The following is a 17,061-nucleotide window of genomic DNA, read 5'->3' on the forward strand; positions in this document are numbered from 1 at the left end:
CTAGGGCGTCACCTACCGTGAGGGCATGACCGAGCAACCGATCGTGATGTACGGCGCCGAATGGTGTGGTGACTGCCGCCGGGCCAAGTCCTGGCTGACCCGCAACGACGTGCCGTTCACCTACGTCGACGTCGAGCACGACGACGCGGCGCGGGACAGGGCGGTCGAGATCGCCGGCCGGAAGAACATCCCCGTCGTGGTGCTCCCGAACGGCGACTTCCTGGTCGAGCCGACCGACACTCAGCTCGCGGCCGCGATCACGCCCTGACAGATCGCCGCGATGTCGTCGTCCGTGCTGACGAACGGCGGCATCGTGTAGATCAGGTCGCGGAACGGCCGCAGCCACACCCCCGCGTCCACAGCCGCTCGTGTGGCTCGTGCCATGTCCACGGGCTCGTACAGCTGCACGACACCGATAGCGCCCAGCACGCGCACGTCCCGAACGCCGGGCAACGCGCGTGCGGGCGCGAGTCCGTTCGAAAGCCCTGCGGAGATGCGGGCGACCTCACGCTTCCAGTCCTGGGACAGCAGCAGGTCGATCGACGCCAGCGACACCGCCGACGCCAGCGGGTTGCCCATGAACGTCGGCCCGTGCGCCAGCACCGGCACCTCGCCCTTGCTGATCCCGTCCGCCACCCGTGACGTGCACAGCGTGGCGGCCATCGTCAGGTAACCGCCGGTCAGCGACTTGCCGAGGCACATCACGTCCGGGCTGACGTTCGCGTGGTCCGCGGCGAACAGCTCGCCCGTGCGCCCGAACCCCGTGGCGATCTCGTCGAACACGAGAAGCACGTCGTGTGTGTACGCGAGCTCTCGCAACACGTGCAGGTAGCGCGGGTCGTGGAACCTCATGCCTCCGGCGCCCTGCACGACCGGCTCGACGATGATCGCGGCCAGCTCGTCGGCGTGTTCCTCGACCAGGTCGGCGAGGTGCTGGACGTACGCGGTGTCCATCTCGGCGGGCGGCTCGTCCGCGAACACCTGCTGCGGCAGAATTCCCCGCCACAGCGAATGCATCCCGCCGTCGGGGTCGCAGACGGACATCGGGTTGAACGTGTCCCCGTGGTAACCGCCGCGCCACGTCAGCAGCCGGCTCTTCTCCGGCCGGTTCTGCGAACGCCAGTACTGCAGGCACATCTTCACGGCGACCTCGACCGACACGGAGCCGGAGTCGCAGAGGAACACGTGCTGCAGGGGCTCGGGCGTGATCTCGACGAGCTTCTCGCAGAGCCGGATGGCAGGCTCGTGCGTGAGCCCGCCGAACATCACGTGGCTCATCCGGCCGAGCTGCCCGGTGACGGCCGCGTCCAGCACGGGGTGCCGGTAGCCGTGGATGGCCGCCCACCAGGACGACATGCCGTCGACGAGCTCACGTCCGTCCGCGAGCGTGAGCCGGACACCCGAGGCCTCCGCGACGAGCAGCGGTTCCTGGGTGCCCGGCATCGGGCCGTACGGGTGCCAGACGTGCGCCTGGTCGAGCTTCAGCAGGTCGTCCACCTGCCCGACATTAGGCGAGGCGCACCGGCAACGTGTGCAGGCCGCGGATCAGCGTGCTGTCCCGCCACACCAACGTCTCCGGCTCCGCGGCGAGCGTCAGGTTCGGGAACCGCGCCAGCAGCTGCGTCATCGCCACGTCGAACTCCAGGCGGGCCAGTGGCGCGCCGACGCAGAAGTGGATGCCGTGACCGAACGCCACGTGGCCCTGCGCGGACCGCGTCACGTCGAGCTGGTCGGGGTTCTCGTAGCGCTCGGGGTCGCGGTTCGCGGCGACCAGCGACACCATCAGGATCTCGCCCGCGGGCACCGTGACGCCGCCGAGGTCGAGGGCTTCCTTGGTGTAGCGGAAGGTCGCGACGTTGACCGGTCCCTCCAGCCGCAGGAACTCCTCGGTGCTCGCCGGGATCAGCTCCGGGCGGTCCTTGAGGATCTGCAGCTGGTCCGGGTTCTGCAGCAACGACAGCACCGCGTTGCCGATCAGGTTCACCGTCGTCTCGTGGCCCGCCACGAGCAGCAGGAACGCCATCGAGATCAGCTCTTCGGTGTTCAGCCGGTCGCCGGACTCGTCGGCGTGCACGAGGGCGGAGAAGAACGTGTCGTTCGGTTCGGCCTCGGCGATGGCCGTGACGTGCTGGTGCAGGAACGCGGCCATCGAGCCTGCCGCCGCCTGGACCTGTTCCGGCGTGCCGAAGGACAGCAGCTGGTTGGACCACTCGCGGAAGTCGTCGCGGTTGTCGATCGGGATCCCGAGCAGCTCACAGATCACCGTGATGGGCAGCGGGAACGCGAAGACGTCCAGCAGGTCGACCTCGTCGCCGTCGTTCAGCCCTGCGATGAGCTCGGCGGAGATCTCCTGCACGCGCGGGCGCAGCAGCTCGACGCGGCGGGCGGTGAACGCCTTGGTCACGAGCTTGCGCAGGCGGGTGTGGTCGGGCGGGTCCAGGTTGAGCATGTTCCCGGAGAAGGTGGGTTCGAACTTGCGGACCTGCCCGGGGTCGGTGGAGTGCGCGATCATGAGGTGACCGCCCTCCACGACGTTCTTGCTGACCTCAGGAGCGGTGAGGGCGATCTTCGCCTCGTCGTACCGGGTCACGAGCCAGACCTTGAGCCCACGCGGCATGTGGACTTCCTGCACCGGCCCCTCCGCACGCAGCATGTCGTGCACGGCGTGCGGGTTCTGGACGTAGTCGTCGGGCAACTGGGTGAGTGTCGTCACCTCACCCAGTTAACCCCGTTTACTCACTCCTCGCCACTATTTCTCAAGCGACCCTCGTTCCTGAACCGTCCACACGTTGCCGTCGAGGTCGGTGAAGTCGAAGAAGCTCGCGTAGTTGCGGTGCGCGGGATCACTGCCGGGCACGAACCCGCCCTGCCAGTCGGGCATGCCCGCCTTGTGCCGCAACGGACTCACGTCCAGGCCTTTCGCACTCAGGTCGCGGTGCGCGGCCTCGATGTCGCTCACCACGAGATACGCGCCGAAGCCCGTGCCGAACTGGATCGAACAGCCCGATCCCGGCGGGGTGAGTTGCACGACGCGGAAGTGGTCATTGGGCCGATAATCGACATCCAACTCGAATCCGGCCATTTTCGTGTAGAAGGCGATGGCCCTGTCGACGTCGCTGACGGGCAGCGTGAGCACCTCGATGCGGTAGTCCATCTCAGACCAGCACCTCTCCGCCGTCGACAGCCAGCGAGACGCCGGTCATGAACGGGGTCGTGAGCGCGAAGAGCACCGCGTCGGCGATCTCCTCCGCCCGTCCGACCCGCCCCGCCGGGCTCGTGGCCTCGCGGGACGCGAACAGCGCCGCCTTCCTCCTCTCGCCGAGCCCGTCGTAGGCGCCGGTGTCGACGGTGCCGGGCGAGATCGCGTTGACCCGGATCGGCGCGAGCTCGACGGCGAGGCCCCTGGTCACCGCGTCGAGAGCGGCGTTGGTGGCGCCCACCGCGAGCATGCCCGGCATGACCTTGCGCGCGGAGGCGCCGGAGAGGAAGACGAACGAACCGCCGCGAGGCATGCGCGGGGCGAAGTGCCTGGCCAGCAGGATCGCGCCGACGACCTTCACGTCGAACGAGGCCCTGACGGCATCGCGATCGAGGTCGGCGACCGTCCCGCGCGCCCTGGCGGACGCGGTGGACACGACGTGGTCGACGCCGCCGATCCGGTCAGCGAGCGCGGCGACGCTGCTCTCGTCGGTGAGGTCGACGTGCTCGTCCTGGTTGCGCCCGGCCAGGACGACCGTGCCGCCGGCGGCACGCACCTTCGCCGCCACCGCTCCGGCGATCCCGCTGTCGCGTCCGACGACCAGCACCTTCATCGCTGTTCCTCGATCTCTTCCGGGGTGAGTCCGCGGTCGACGCCGTGCGGCACAACGGTCTGGCCTGGTTCGAGAGCGAGCTTGCGGTCGTCGAGGTAGACGTCGACGACGTCGGGCTCGAACGAGACCCAGTCGCTCACCCGAGCCACCTCGGCCCACGCCTCCGGGTACGACCAGGCGGCGCGCCCGCGGTCGCCGATGTCGTAGTAGCTCGCCAAACCCTTGTAGGGGCAGAAGGTCTGGCCGTCGGCGAGCTGCAGAGCGGACGCGTCGACGTCCTCGCGCGGCACGTACCAGCGCGGCGCGAAACCCGACTCGTACAGCGCCAGCGGCCGTGTCGTGTCCGCCACGACCCGGTCGCCGTCGCGCACGACGAGGTGGCGCGAGGTCTGCCGGATGTCGATGCGGTGGTACGGGTCGGCCGCGTGCCCGACGATGCGCTCGTCCTCCTCGTAGAACGCGTCCATTGCGCGCCAGGCGAAAGCGACACGATCTGCCAGCACACTCGCGTGGCCGGGCAGGTCGACGTGCTGCCACGCCGCGTGTTTCGCGTCCTTCACGGCGAACCACGCCGTCGCACCGAGGTCGCGGTGGTTCGTCGTGCGCGCTTCCTCGGAGAGACCCGTGACGTCATCGCGCGGGAAGTACGCGACCGGATAACGACCGGGCTCGTGCAGCAGCACGACGTCCTCGCTGTCCGCGACCCACTCCCCGCCCAGCCGCACGCGCATCCGGCGGCGCAGCGGTTCGGCGAACAACAGCCGCTCCGGCAACGGTTCCGGCGTGAGGAACGTCCCCACCGCCTTCGCACCCAGCGGTCCTTGCTGCCACGACAGACCCATGACCATCTCCTAACCCCTTAAATGATGATTGATAGTTAGGCAGACCGTCCTATAACCTGTCAAGGGTCACTTTGGAGGTTAGGAATGCTGCTGGACCTGCTGAACACGACGCCCGTGCTGGACGACGGGCAGCACGACGTGCTCGCGGAGGAGGGTCCGCGCTGGCTGACGGCGCACGACCAGCCCGCCTCCGACGACGAACTGAGGGCGCTGATCGCGGCACGCGACGCGCTCCAGGCCGTGGTGCGCGGCCAGGAGGGACCGGTCGCTTTGGCCCCGTTCCTCGAAGACGTCCGGCAACGCGCGGGTGTCGACGCGTCCGGGGTGACCTGGGAGTTCGATCTGCCGGAAGGTCGCACCGCCGCCGCACGGGCGGTGCTGGAGTGGGACGCGCTGCGGCTGTCGAGCCCTGGTCGGTTGCGGCCGTGCGAGAACCCCGACTGCCGCCTGTTCCTGCTCGACCAGAGCAAGCCGAACAGCGCCCGCTGGTGCTCGATGGCGGTGTGCGGCAACAGGATGAAGGCCCGTCGTCACTACCAGCGCACCCGAGGAGACCGGTGATGGCGCGGTTGCTCTCGCTCAACGTCGGGCTGCCGAAGGACGTCTCCTGGCACGGCAGGACCGTCCACACCGGAATCTTCAAGCACCCGGTCGACGGGCCGCTGGTGGTCCGCAGGCTCAACGTCGACGGTGACGGCCAGGGCGACCTCGGCGGGCACGGCGGCGAGAACCGCGCTGTCCTGGTGTACCAACGGGAGTCGTACGAGCACTGGAACGCGGAGCTGGGCCGGGAATTCGAACACGGCCAGTTCGGCGAGAACTTCACCGTCGAGGGTCTGGCCGACACCGAGGTGCACATCGGCGACAGGTTCCGCATCGGCGCGGCCGAGTTCGAGGTCACCCAGCCGCGCGTCACCTGCTACCGCGTCGGCATGCGGCTGGACGAGCCGCGCATGCCGTCGTTGATGGTCGCGCACGGCCGCCCCGGCTTCTACCTGCGCGTGATCACCGAGGGCGAGGTCCAGGCGGGCGACGAGATCGTGCGCACCCGCGTCGGACGGCACCGGATGAGCGTCGCGGCGATCGACGCGCTCCTCTACCTGCCGGACCGCGACGCCGAGCAGCTCCGCAAGGCCGTCGACATCCCGGCGCTGAGCCCGGGCTGGCAGGGCTCGTTCCGCGACCTGCTCACTCCCCCGGCACCGGAAACCGTTGGCTGGGAGGGGTTCCGGCCGTTGCGAGTCGACGCGGTCGTGCGGGAGAGCCCGTCCATCAGGTCGTTCCACCTCGCCGGCGACGGCCCGCGACCCGAACCGGGCCAGTACCTGACCGTGCGGACGCCGGCGGGTGTGCGCAGCTACTCGCTCTCGGCGGACTCGTACCGGATCAGCGTCAAGCGCGACGGCGTCGTGAGCACGTGGCTTCACGAGCACGTGAAGGCTGGTGACACGCTCGAAGTGGCGGCACCGAGAGGCGACTTCGTGCTCGAACCCGGCGACGAACCGGTGGTCCTGCTGTCAGCGGGCGTCGGCGTCACGCCGGTGCTCGCGATGCTGCACGCCCTCAAGGGATCCGGCCGCGAGGTGTGGTGGGTCCACACGACGCGCTCAGCCGATCACGCGTTCGCCGACGAGGTGCGACGGCTCGCCCCGAGCCACACGCGCATCCACTTCTCCGACAACGGCCGGCTGACCCACGACCTCCTGAAAGGCCTGCCTGCCAACGCGAGCGCGTACCTCTGCGGCCCCAACGCGTTCATGGACGACATGCGCGAGGCTCTCGTCGGCCTCGGCATCGACCCGGCCCGCATCCACAGCGAGCTCTTCGGCGCCCGCACCGCGATCAACCCGGGACTCACCGGCACCCAAACCGTTGCGCCGCACCAACCCTCACCGCAGGGCACCGGCCCGCAGGTCACGTTCGCCCGCAGCGGCCTCACGGTGGCGTGGCGCGACGACCGGTCGCTGCTCGACCTGGCCGAGGCGTGCGACGTCCCGACGCGCTGGTCGTGCCGCACCGGCGTCTGCCACACGTGCGTGACACCGGTGCTGTCCGGCGAGGTCCGCACCGAGCCGGACCCGCTGGAACCGCCGGCCCCCGGCCACGCGCTGATCTGCTGCGCGCGACCGGAATCCGACCTGGTCCTGGACCTCTAGTGCGGTGACCACAATCCTCACCGGGTTGTGCACGGCCCAGGTGGACGCCTCGCGGCACCTCCCCCACGCCCCCGTACAACCAGTACGAGGACGTGGGAGAGGCACCACGATGCATCGCCCTGGACCGCACACAACCCGGCAAGGGTTAGTGATCACCGCACTAGCGCTGGATGGTGATGCCGCGGATCGTCTTGAGGTCGCCGAAGAGCGACGGCGTGGTGCTGACCCGGAAGTTGTCCACCACCAGCATCTCCTTCGACTTGTCGCGCTTCTGCACCTCCAGGTGCACGGCGACCTGACCCTCGTGCGACTTGAACACGATCTTGAGCTCCGCGATCAGCTCGGGCGTCAGCGTCTTGGTCTGCAGCCCGAGGACGAGGGGCGGGTCCGCTCCGGGGTTCGCCTCCGCGTCGCTGATGTCGAGCGGGACGACACCGTCGCCGAAGATCGCCATCTTGTCCTCGCGCCAGTTCACCCTGCCCTTCACGCACACGGCGGAGTCGAGCTCCAGGTCGTCGCGCAGCACCTCGTAGGACTTCGGGAAGAACAAGACCTCGATGGACGCGTCCAGGTCCTCGATCACCGTGATCGCCCACGGCAGGCCGTTCTTGTTCACCCGGCGCTCGATCGACGAGATCATGCCCGAGACGATCAGCTCGCCCTCCTTGGGCGGGTCGTCGAGCACGACGGCGATCGGGCGCGGCGCGAACTTGCGCAGGATCCGCTCGGCACCGTCGAGGGGGTGCGAGGACACGTACAGCCCCAGCATCTCCTTCTCCAGGCTGAGCATCTGCTTGCGCGGGTACTCCTCCGTGCCGAACTTGAGGTGCGCCAACGGGGACGTGCTGTCGTCCTGGTCGTCGGCGCTGTCGCCGCCGAACAGGTCGAACTGGCCCTCGGCCTCCTTGCGCTTGATCGGCACGACGGCGTCGACCGCGTCCTCGTGCACCTGGATCAGCGAGAGCCTGGGGTGCCCGAACGAGTCGAACGCGCCCGCCTTGATCAGCGACTCGATCACGCGCTTGTTGCAGGCCACCAGTTCGGACTTGTCCATGAAGTCCGTGAAGGACGTGTAGGCGCCCTTCTCCTTGCGGGACTTGATGATCGACTCGACGACGTTCGCGCCGACGTTGCGGATCGCGCCCATGCCGAAGCGGATGTCCGTGCCGACCGCACCGAAGCGCAGCGCCGACTCGTTGACGTCCGGCGGGAGGACCTTGATGCCGAGACGGCGGCACTCCGCGAGGTAGACCGCGGACTTGTCCTTGTTGTCACCGACCGACGTGAGCAGCGCGGCCATGTACTCGGCGCGGAAGTTCGCCTTGAGGTACGCCGTCCAGTACGAGATCAGGCCGTACGCGGCCGCGTGCGACTTGTTGAACGCGTAGCCGGCGAACGGGAGGATCGTGTCCCACAGCGCCTGGATCGCCTCGTCCGAGAAGCCGCGCGGGTCGTTGCGCATGCCCTCCTGGAAGCCCTCGAACTCCTTGGCCAGAACCTCGGCCTTCTTCTTGCCCATGGCCTTGCGGAGCACGTCCGCGCGGCCCATCGAGTAGCCCGCGACCTCCTGGGCGATGAACATGATCTGCTCTTGGTAGACGATCAGACCGTGCGTCTCGCCGAGGATCTCCTTGAGCGGTTCCTCCAGCTGCGGGTGGATCGGCTTGACTTCCTGACGGCCGTTCTTGCGGTCCGCGTAGTCGTTGTGCGCGTTCACACCCATCGGGCCGGGGCGGTACAGCGCGCCGACCGCGACGATGTCCTCGAACGTCGTCGGCTGCATGCGGCGCAGCAGGTCGCGCATCGGGCCACCGTCCAGCTGGAACACGCCGAGCGTGTCACCGCGGCCGAGCAGCGCGTAGGTCTCCGGGTCGTCCATCGGGAGCTTGTCGAAGTCCGGCACCGCCTCCTTGCCGCGGTTCGCCTCGATGTTGTCGACGGCGTCGCCCATGACCGTGAGGTTGCGCAGCCCGAGGAAGTCCATCTTCAGCAGGCCGATGTTCTCGCACGACGGGTAGTCCCAGCCGGTGATGAACGAGCCGTCGTCGCGGTACCAGAGCGGGATGGAGTCGGTGAGCGGGTCCTTCGACATGATGACCGCGCAGGCGTGCACACCGGCGTTGCGGATCAGGCCTTCGAGACCGAGCGCGGTGTCGAAGATCTCCTTCACCTGCACGTCGGTTTCGAGCAGCGAGCGGACCTCGGCGGCCTCGCCGTAGCGCGGGTGGCTCTTGTTGACGATGCCGTTGAGCGGGATGTCCTTCGCCATGATCGGCGGCGGCAGCGCCTTGGAGATCTTGTCGGCGATCGCGAAGCCCGGCTGACCGTGGTGCACGCGCGCCGAGTCCTTCAGCGCCGCCTTCGTCTTAATGGTGCCGAACGTGATCACCTGCGCGACCCTGTCGGCGCCGTACTTCTCGCTGGCGTACCGGATCATCTCGCCTCGACGGCGGTCGTCGAAGTCGATGTCGATGTCGGGCATGGCGGTGCGCTCGGGGTTCAGGAACCGCTCGAACAGCAGGCCGTGCGGGATCGGGTCGATGTTCGTGATGCCCATCGCCCACGACACGGCGGCACCCGCGGCCGAACCACGGCCGGGACCGACGCGGATGCCCACGCTGCGCGCGTAGTTGATCAGGTCGGCGACGATGAGAAAGTACGCCGGGAAGCCCTTGTCGATGATGACCTGGGCCTCGAAGTCGCAGCGCTTGATGTACTCCTCCGGCACCGACGAGTCGCGGAACCGCCACTCCAGGCCGCGCCGGATCTCCTTGCGGAACCAGGACGCCTGGTCCTCGCCCTCGGGGACCTCGAAGTTCGGGATGCGGTCCTTGACGCTCCAGATGTCCTCGTACGACTCGACCATCGACGCGACGAGCAGCGTGTTGTCGCACGCCTCCGGCAGGTCCTTCCAGATCTGCCGCATCTCCTCGGACGACTTCAGGTAGTAGCCGTCGCCGTCGAACTTGAACCGGTTCGGGTCGGTCAGCATCTTGCCGGACTGCACGCAGAGCAACGCGGAGTGCGTGTCCGCCTGGTCCTTGGTGACGTAGTGGCTGTCGTTCGTCGCGAGCGGCGGGATGCCGAGCTTGCGGCTGATCTCCAGCAGGCCCTCGCGGACCCTGGTCTCGATGTCCAGGCCGTGGTCCATCAGCTCCAGGAAGAAGTTCTCCTTGCCGAAGATCTCCTGGTAGTCGGCGGCGGCCTGGAGCGCCTCGGCGGGCTGGCCCAGACGCAGCCGGGTCTGCACCTCGCCGGACGGGCAGCCGGTCGTCGCGATGATGCCGTCGGCGTGCTCCGCGACGAGTTCGCGGTCCATGCGGGGCTTGTAGTAGTAGCCCGTCTTGCTGGCCTCGGTGTGCAGCCGGAACAGGTTCCGCAACCCGTCGGCGTTGCGCGCCCACATCGTCATGTGCGTGTAGGCGCCGGCACCGGAGATGTCGTCGCCGCGCTGGCTCGGGTCGCCCCAGGCGACCGGCTTCTTGTGCAGGCGGTTGTGCGGCGCGAGGTAGGCCTCGATGCCGATGATCGGCTTGATGCCGGTCTTCATCGCCGTTTGGTAGAACTCGTCGGACCCGTACATGTTGCCGTGGTCGCTCATGCCGACCGCCGTCATGCCGAGACGCCCGGCCTCCTCGAACAACGGGGCCACCTTGGCCGCACCGTCGAGCATCGAGTACTCGGTGTGCACGTGCAGATGCACAAACGAGTCCGCCACCGGCAACCCCCTTGTATGGCAAGCGTTTTAGCGCGAATGAGGGGAACGGGAAGGCCCCTGGCGCTCGTCGAGACTAGCCGACCGGACCCGGTTGGAGCACGCCACCCCGCCGCCGGGAATCCAAGATCTTCTGGGGCGCGGAACGCGGCATTGTACGGCCTGGGTACCCCTCAAATCGCGCACGACGGCGCACGTTGCCTTGATCTCGATCGGGTACGCGGTGACACGACGGTCGGGGCAGCCAGGTAGCGTTCAATTCGTGGTGCCCCCCGATCCCGTAGACGCCCGCCTGCTCGCCGTTCTCGCCGAGTCAGGTCGCGCCGCCGTGCACGAGATCGCCCAGCGCCTGGGGATGGACCCGCGCGAGGCCGCCATGCGCCTGATCACCCTCTCGGGCAGCGGCCTGCCGTTGCTGGTGGGTGTGGAGTGCGACCCGAACGGCGTGCGCAGGGCCCTCGCGAACGCCGCCGCCTACGGCAACTACCTGGGCGGCCCGCCGTCCGGTCCGTACGCGGTGCACCAGAGCGGCCCGCACCCGGTCCAGCAGCAGCCCTACGGTCCGCAGGGCCCGATCAGCCAGCCGTTCCCCGCGCAGCCGCAACCGCAGCAGACCTGGGGCCCGCCGCAGTCCGCCGGCTGGGTGCGCGCCGACCAGCCGCAGCCCAGGGCCGTCTCGCGGACCGGCAAGATCGGCTCGGCCCTGGAGGCGGACAGCCTCGAAGGCGCCCGCCTCTCGATCCAGCTGGTCGAGGTCGTCGACCCGGCGGACTTCCTGTTCACCGCGGCCGGTTACAAGCTCGCCGAGGGCGAACGGTCCGTGGTCGTGCACACCGAGGTGACGAACACCTCCCAGGTGCCGTACACCTCGCTGCCGGACATGTACCTGGTGCTGGTGACGAAGACCGGCGAGACCGTGACGAAGGCGCCGGTCTCGCTGTCCTCGCGGCCCGCCCACAAGCTCGGCGTGCAGCCGGGCGAGACGGCGGGCGGGCACAGCGTGTTCGTGCTGCCGGAGCCGACCGAGATCATCCAGGTCCGCTGGAGCGTGCGCCCGGAGGTCGACCTGAACACCCTGGTCTGGACCGTCGAGGACTAGAGCACTTCGAGTGCGGCAGCGTGCACTCCCGGCGCGGCTGCCAGGTACTCGCGGGTCGTCAGCTCCCACGGCTTGCCGTCGAGGTCGGTGACGATCCCGCCCGCCTCCAGCACGAGCAACACACCTGAGGCGTGCGCGCGCACGTTGTCGTACTGCCAGTGCACGTCCATCCGTCCGGCGGCGACCTGGGCGAGCTGGTGCGTGACCGGCACGGAGATCCGGACGTAGAGCGCGTGCTTCGCCATCGCGGCGTACGAGGCGCCGACCCGGTCCGCCATCTCCGGCCCCTGCCCCGGCTGGGCCTGACCGGTGCCGGCCAGCGCGCCGTCCAGCGAGGTCTTGTCCGAGACCTGGAGCTTCACGCCGTTCAGGAACGCGCCGCCGCCCTCGGTGGCCGTGAACAGCTCGTCGAACAGCGGGAAGTGCACGACGGCGAGGACAGGGCGGCCGTCGCGGACGAGGCTCACGCCGATGTTCCAGTCGGTCATGCCGTGGACGGCGTTCATGTTGCCGCCGACGGGGTCGATCAGCCACCACTCGCCGTCGGGGAGGGGGCCGGAGCCGTGTTCGTCGTCGAGCCAGCGGGCTTCCGGGCGGATCTCGGCCAGTGCGGGCTTCAGGAGGTCGACCACGGCGGCGTCGTTGGCCCGGACGGCGTCGATGATCTCGGCGAGGCTGGAGGCGCGGGACTCCGGGGAGTAGCGCTTCAGCATCCGCTCACCGGCGCGGCGGACAGCGGCGGTGACGGCGGGAACGAGAGCGGTGGTGTCGGTGTTCACGGCTTCCTCCAAGATTGTCTGTCATGCAAGCGGATCTGAACCTGCTGACCGTGCTGGACGCCCTCCTCGAAGAGGGCAGCGTGATGGGTGCGGCGCAACGGCTGCACCTGTCCTCGCCCGCCGTCAGCCGGACGCTGGGGCGGATCAGGAAGGTCACGGGCGACGACATCCTCGTGCGGACGGGCCACACGATGACGCCCACGCCGTACGCGCTCGGGATCGCCGAAGAGGTGAACCGGCTGGTGCGGCAGGCCAACGCCGTGCTGGCGCCGAGCCGTGAGCTGGACCTGGCGGAACTGGAGCGCACGTTCACGATCCAGTGCCACGACGCCCTCGCCTCGTCGGTGGTGCCGGTGCTGGTCGGACGGGTCGCCGGGCAGGCGCCGGGGGTGCGGCTGCGGGTCCTCGCCGAGAACTCCGCCGACACCGACGACCTGCGGCACGGACGGGTCGACCTCGAACTCGGCGGCGGCGCGCCCGACCTGCCCGAGTTCCGTTCGGAGGTGCTCGGCACCGACCCGCTCGCCGTCATGATGCGGTCCGGCCACCCGTGCACCGAACTGGATCTGCGCGCGTACGCGGCCTATCCGCACGTGCTGGTCTCACGGCGCGGCAGGTTCACCGCCCCGATCGACGACCTGCTGGCCGCGGAAGGCTTGCAGCGCAGGGTGATCGCGACCGTGGCGACGGTCCACTCGGCCCTGCAGATCGCGGCGGCGAGTGACGCGCTGGTCACCACCACGACCATTCTGTGCCGGCCGCTGATCGAGGCGTTCGGACTGGTCACGTGGCCGTTGCCGGCCGAGTCGCCGGAGGCGCCGATCCACTGCAACTGGCACCAGCGCTACGACTCGGACCTGGCCCACGCCTGGCTGCGCGACCAGGTGCGGGCGACCGTCACCGAGGTCCTAGCCCGCTAGCGGCAACGCGACCGCGCCGGCGAAGCGCGGGTTCTCGGCCTCGTCGAGCATCGCGGCGGCGACGGTCTCCCTGCTGACCTTCGCGCCGAGGTCGAACGGCGGCGCCTCGTCCAGGCCGACCGTGCGGCGCGGGCCCGCCGGCTCGTCGGTGAGCACCCCGGCGTGGAAGACGGTGCCACCGGCGTCGAGGACGGCGGTGTCGGCCGCGACCTTGTCCGGGATCCGGTCGCCGAAGAACCTGCCCAGCACCTCCGCACCGGGGCCCGCCGCCTCGGCCGACGGGCCCGTTCCGTACGCGCCGAGCCAGACGACCCGGCGCGGAGCGGTGGCGAGCACGGCCTTGGCGCCGTCGAGCAGCACGCCGGGGGTGTCGGTGCCGAGGCCGGACACCACGACCGAGTCCGCGTCGATGCTCAACGGACCGCTCACGTCACCGGCGACCTTGCGCAGGTTCGGGTGGTCGACGGTGATGCGGGAGGGGTCGCGGGCGATCGCGGTGACGGTGTGGCCGCGCTCCAGCGCCTGGCGGGTGAGGGCGAGACCGGTGCGGCCCGAGGCCGCGAGAATGGTGAGCTCCATGCCGAAAACGCTATTGAGCACACCGGTTAACATCAAGTGCAACGTTGCTAACCGGTGGTTTACTCAGACGCAATCAGCCCTCTTCGCGCAGCTTCTCCAGCGAAGTGGCCAGGTCAGCCGGGTACTCCGACGTGTACGAGACCCACTGGCCGTCCGCCGGGTGGTGGAAACCGAGCTGCCGCGCGTGCAGCCACTGCCGCGTCACGCCGAGGCGCTTGGCCAGCGTCGGGTCGGCGCCGTACGTCAGGTCGCCCACGCACGGGTGGTGCAGCGCCGAGAAGTGCACGCGGATCTGGTGCGTGCGCCCGGTCTCCAGGTGGACCTCGACGAACGACGCCGCGCGGAAGGCCTCGATGACCTCGTAGTGCGTGATGGACGGCTTGCCGTCCTGCATCACGGCGAACTTGTAGTCGTGCCTCGGGTGGCGGTCGATCGGGGCGTCGATGGTGCCCTTGATCGGGTCCGGGTGGCCCTGCACGATCGCGTGGTAGACCTTGTCGACGGTCCGCTCCTTGAAGGCGTGCTTCAGGGCGGAGTACGCGGACTCGGACTTCGCGACCACCATCACGCCGGTCGTGCCGACGTCGAGCCGGTGCACGACGCCCTGGCGCTCGGCGGCACCGGACGTGGCGACGCGGTGGCCGGCGGCGGCGAGACCACCGACGACGGTCGGCCCGGTCCAGCCGGGTGACGGGTGCACGGCGACGCCGACGGGCTTGTCCACGACGATGATGTCGTCGTCCTCGTGGATGATCACCAGGCCCTCGACGGGGATCGCCTGGACGGTGATCGGCTGCGGCGGCGCCGGCAGCGTGATCTCCAGCATCGACCCGGCGGTGAGCCGGTCGGACTTGCCCACGACACGACCGTTGACCAGCACGTCGTCGGCGTCGGCGATGGCCGCGACGGCGGTGCGGGACAGGCCGAGCAGCTTCGCGAGGCCGGCGTCGACGCGCATGCCGTCCAGTCCGTCGGGAATCGGCAGCGTTCGGTAACCGCTCACGCGGGGGCCTCGACCTTCTTCTCCTTGCAGAACCCGCTGAAACTACCAGGAGCAGCTACTTCGACTCCTGCAGACCGTCGGACTCCACGAGCGCGGGCGCATCGCGGTGGACGGTCCCGTCGTAGTCGTGTTGCAGCAGCGCCAGCACGATGATCGTCACGCCACCGCCGATGATCGCCATGTCCGCGACGTTGAACACGGGCCACACCCGGCCGTACGGGTCGAACAGCGACAGGAAGTCGACCACGTGGCCGCGCATCGGGCCGGGCTCGCGGAAGATCCGGTCGGCGAGGTTGCCGACGGCGCCGCCCAGCACCAGGCCGAGGCCGACGGCCCACTTCTCGGAGCGCAGGTTGCGCGAGATCCAGAAGATGAACCCGGCGACGCCCAGCGCGATCAGCGCGAGGACCCACGTCATGCCCTCGCCGAGGCCGAACGCGGCGCCGGGGTTGCGGACGAACGTCAGGTAGAGCACGCCGCCGAACAGCTTGATCGGGTCCGCGCCCTCCAGGAACGCCACCGACACGACCTTGGTGAGCACGTCCAGGGCCAGCACACCGCCCGCCAGGATCCCGAGGGTCCTGATCCTCGGTTCCGGCAGCGAGCCGGTGATCGAGAACTCCTCGGCGTCGTCCTCCACCTTCGCGGCGGACTCGGCGGGTTTGTCGGCGGCCACGGGCTCCGCGGCCTTCTCCGGCTCGCTGACCTGCTCTTCCGCAGGCTTGTCAGCGACCTTCGCGGCCTCGTCCTCCTGGGCCTTGGGCTCGTCACTCACCAGGTCAGTGTCCACGACAGGGACTACGCGAGGAACGGCGGCAGGGTTCGGTCGTCGTTCTCGGGAACCCAGCGGCCGTCCTGCTGCGCGTAGGTCCACTTCGGACCCTCGGTGACGAGAGTGCGCAGCGCCGCGACCAAACGATCGACGTGCTCGGCCGTCGTGCCGAGGCCGATCGACGCGCGCACGGCACGCTGCTCGTGCGATCCGACCTGCTTGACGAGACGACCCACGATCACGTGCGCGCAGAACGCCCCGTCGCGCACGCCGATGCCGTACTCGGCGGACAGCGCCGCCGCGAGGAAGCCCGCGTCGAAGCCGGAGATCGTGAAGCTCACGACGCCGACCTTGTCCGCGTCGGTCAGGATCGCGAGCTCGCGGAAGCCGGGGATGGACCGCAGCCCGTCCTGCAGACGCGTCAGCAGCTCCTGCTCGTGCGCGACGGTCTGCTCCCAGTGCCGCGACAGGATCTCGCACGCCGAGGCCAGCGCGTGCACGCCGACGACGTTCGGGCTGCCGGCCTCGTGCCGCTCGGGCACCGCGGACCAGGCCACGCCGAGGCGGTCGCCGTGGTCGGTCACCTTCGAGGTCGCGCCACCGCCGACCAGGTACGGCTGGGCCTGCTGCAACCAGTCAGCGCGGCCGACCAGCACACCGGCGCCGAACGGGGCGTAGATCTTGTGCCCGGAGAACGCGATGTAGTCGACGCCCAGCTCACGGGCGTTGATCGGGCGGTGCGGGGCGAGCTGGGCGGCGTCGAGCGCGATGCGCGCGCCGTGGCGGCGGGCGACCTTCGCGAGCTCGGCGACCGGCCACAGCTCCCCCGTGACGTTGGACGCCCCGGTGACGATCACGAGCCGAGGGCCGACCGGGGCGGCGGCCAACGCCCGGTCCAGCGCGACAACTGCGGCGCCGGACGAAGACGGTGCGGGAACGCGCTGAACGTTGGGCCCACGCCACGGCAGCAGCGCCGCGTGGTGCTCGCTGTCGAACAGGACGACGGCGGTGTTGCGGGGAACGCTGCGCGCCAACAGGTTCAGCGAGTCGGTGGTGTTGCGGGTGAAGACGACGGCGTCGGAGGCGTGCGCCCCGACGAACTTGCGGATGCGGTCGCGGGCCTGCTCGTAGACGCGGGTCGAGACCTGCGAGGCGAAGCCGGCGCCGCGGTGCACGCTGGCGTACCAGGGCAGCAGCTCGTCGACGGCGTCGCGCACTTCCTGCAGACAGGGCGCCGAAGCCGCGTGGTCGAGGTTGGCGTACGTCACGCGCTCCCCGGTGACCAGCGGAACGCGCAGGTCGGCGCCGACGACAGCCGGGACGGCGGTGGTGGTTCCAGGGGTGATCGCGAGCGTCATCGTGCTGCCTCCGAGGCCAGGGGCCC

Annotated in this window: 16 protein-coding genes; 5 read left to right on the forward strand and 11 right to left on the reverse strand. The window is 69.6% G+C overall.

Annotation, left to right across the window (positions count from 1 at the left end; genetic code table 11):
- Nucleotides 1-25: 25 nt before the first annotated feature.
- Nucleotides 26-268 carry a glutaredoxin family protein gene (locus ACFWN2_RS34915; RefSeq protein ID WP_382434777.1) on the forward strand — a complete coding sequence of 81 codons (243 nt, stop codon included), beginning with the start codon at nt 26-28 and terminating at the stop codon, nt 266-268.
- Here ACFWN2_RS34915 and ACFWN2_RS34920 read toward each other — a convergent pair.
- From ACFWN2_RS34920 to ACFWN2_RS34940, 5 genes are all read right to left on the reverse strand, one after another.
- A complete protein-coding gene (locus ACFWN2_RS34920) occupies nt 241-1,443 on the reverse strand; it encodes an adenosylmethionine--8-amino-7-oxononanoate transaminase (RefSeq protein ID WP_382434827.1) in 1,203 nt (400 codons plus the stop codon). The two genes, ACFWN2_RS34915 and ACFWN2_RS34920, sit on opposite strands and share 28 nt — an antisense overlap.
- A 64-nt stretch (nt 1,444-1,507) precedes the next feature.
- Nucleotides 1,508-2,713: a cytochrome P450 gene (locus ACFWN2_RS34925; RefSeq protein ID WP_382434778.1), complete on the reverse strand. Its 1,206-nt coding sequence runs from the start codon at nt 2,711-2,713 to the stop codon at nt 1,508-1,510.
- Between the two features lie 36 nt (nt 2,714-2,749).
- On the reverse strand, nt 2,750-3,154 hold the full coding sequence (locus ACFWN2_RS34930) for a VOC family protein (protein WP_382434779.1): 405 nt from the start codon (nt 3,152-3,154) through the stop codon (nt 2,750-2,752).
- Nucleotide 3,155: 1 nt separating this feature from the next.
- Entirely contained in the window at nt 3,156-3,812 is a 657-nt protein-coding gene (locus ACFWN2_RS34935; RefSeq protein WP_382434780.1) for an SDR family oxidoreductase, read from the reverse strand.
- Entirely contained in the window at nt 3,809-4,654 is an 846-nt protein-coding gene (locus ACFWN2_RS34940; protein WP_382434781.1) for a DUF427 domain-containing protein, read from the reverse strand. The genes ACFWN2_RS34935 and ACFWN2_RS34940 overlap by 4 nt, the downstream gene beginning before the upstream one ends.
- Nucleotides 4,655-4,738: 84 nt before the next feature.
- On the opposite strand from ACFWN2_RS34940, the gene ACFWN2_RS34945 reads away from it, so the two are divergent.
- Together ACFWN2_RS34945 and ACFWN2_RS34950 are read left to right on the forward strand one after the other, a co-directional pair.
- Nucleotides 4,739-5,215, forward strand: a complete 477-nt coding sequence (locus ACFWN2_RS34945; RefSeq protein WP_382434782.1) for a CGNR zinc finger domain-containing protein — start codon at nt 4,739-4,741, stop codon at nt 5,213-5,215.
- Complete coding sequence (locus ACFWN2_RS34950; RefSeq protein WP_382434783.1) at nt 5,215-6,810, forward strand: MOSC domain-containing protein; 1,596 nt, start codon at nt 5,215-5,217, stop codon at nt 6,808-6,810. The genes ACFWN2_RS34945 and ACFWN2_RS34950 overlap by 1 nt, the downstream gene beginning before the upstream one ends.
- Nucleotides 6,811-6,970: 160 nt before the next feature.
- Here the strand turns inward: ACFWN2_RS34950 and dnaE are convergent, their stop codons facing one another.
- Nucleotides 6,971-10,483, reverse strand: coding sequence for a DNA polymerase III subunit alpha (dnaE, locus tag ACFWN2_RS34955; RefSeq protein WP_382434828.1), 3,513 nt, complete (start codon nt 10,481-10,483; stop codon nt 6,971-6,973).
- Nucleotides 10,484-10,787: 304 nt separating this feature from the next.
- Here dnaE and ACFWN2_RS34960 point away from each other — a divergent pair, with 304 nt between their 5' ends.
- Entirely contained in the window at nt 10,788-11,624 is an 837-nt protein-coding gene (locus ACFWN2_RS34960; protein ID WP_382434784.1) for an AsnC family protein, read from the forward strand.
- Here the strand turns inward: ACFWN2_RS34960 and ACFWN2_RS34965 are convergent.
- Entirely contained in the window at nt 11,621-12,403 is a 783-nt protein-coding gene (locus tag ACFWN2_RS34965) for an inositol monophosphatase family protein (protein ID WP_382434785.1), read from the reverse strand. The genes ACFWN2_RS34960 and ACFWN2_RS34965 overlap by 4 nt on opposite strands.
- Nucleotides 12,404-12,426: 23 nt before the next feature.
- Here ACFWN2_RS34965 and ACFWN2_RS34970 point away from each other — a divergent pair, with 23 nt between their 5' ends.
- Complete coding sequence (locus ACFWN2_RS34970) at nt 12,427-13,323, forward strand: LysR family transcriptional regulator (protein ID WP_382434787.1); 897 nt, start codon at nt 12,427-12,429, stop codon at nt 13,321-13,323.
- On the opposite strand, the gene ACFWN2_RS34975 is transcribed toward ACFWN2_RS34970, so the two are convergent.
- The 4 genes from ACFWN2_RS34975 to ACFWN2_RS34990 form a co-directional block, all read right to left on the reverse strand.
- Complete coding sequence (locus ACFWN2_RS34975) at nt 13,312-13,902, reverse strand: NAD(P)-dependent oxidoreductase (RefSeq protein WP_382434789.1); 591 nt, start codon at nt 13,900-13,902, stop codon at nt 13,312-13,314. The genes ACFWN2_RS34970 and ACFWN2_RS34975 overlap by 12 nt on opposite strands.
- A gap of 73 nt (nt 13,903-13,975) precedes the next feature.
- On the reverse strand, nt 13,976-14,860 hold the full coding sequence (locus ACFWN2_RS34980) for an RluA family pseudouridine synthase (protein WP_382434830.1): 885 nt from the start codon (nt 14,858-14,860) through the stop codon (nt 13,976-13,978).
- A 100-nt stretch (nt 14,861-14,960) separates the two neighbouring features.
- Nucleotides 14,961-15,680, reverse strand: coding sequence for a signal peptidase II (gene lspA, locus ACFWN2_RS34985; RefSeq protein WP_382434791.1), 720 nt, complete (start codon nt 15,678-15,680; stop codon nt 14,961-14,963).
- 23 nt (nt 15,681-15,703) lie between these two features.
- Nucleotides 15,704-17,035, reverse strand: a complete 1,332-nt coding sequence (locus ACFWN2_RS34990) for an aminotransferase class V-fold PLP-dependent enzyme (protein WP_382434793.1) — start codon at nt 17,033-17,035, stop codon at nt 15,704-15,706.
- Nucleotides 17,036-17,061: the final 26 nt, after the last annotated feature.

This window comes from Lentzea sp. NPDC058436, assembly GCF_042721515.1.
GTDB lineage: Bacteria > Actinomycetota > Actinomycetes > Mycobacteriales > Pseudonocardiaceae > Lentzea.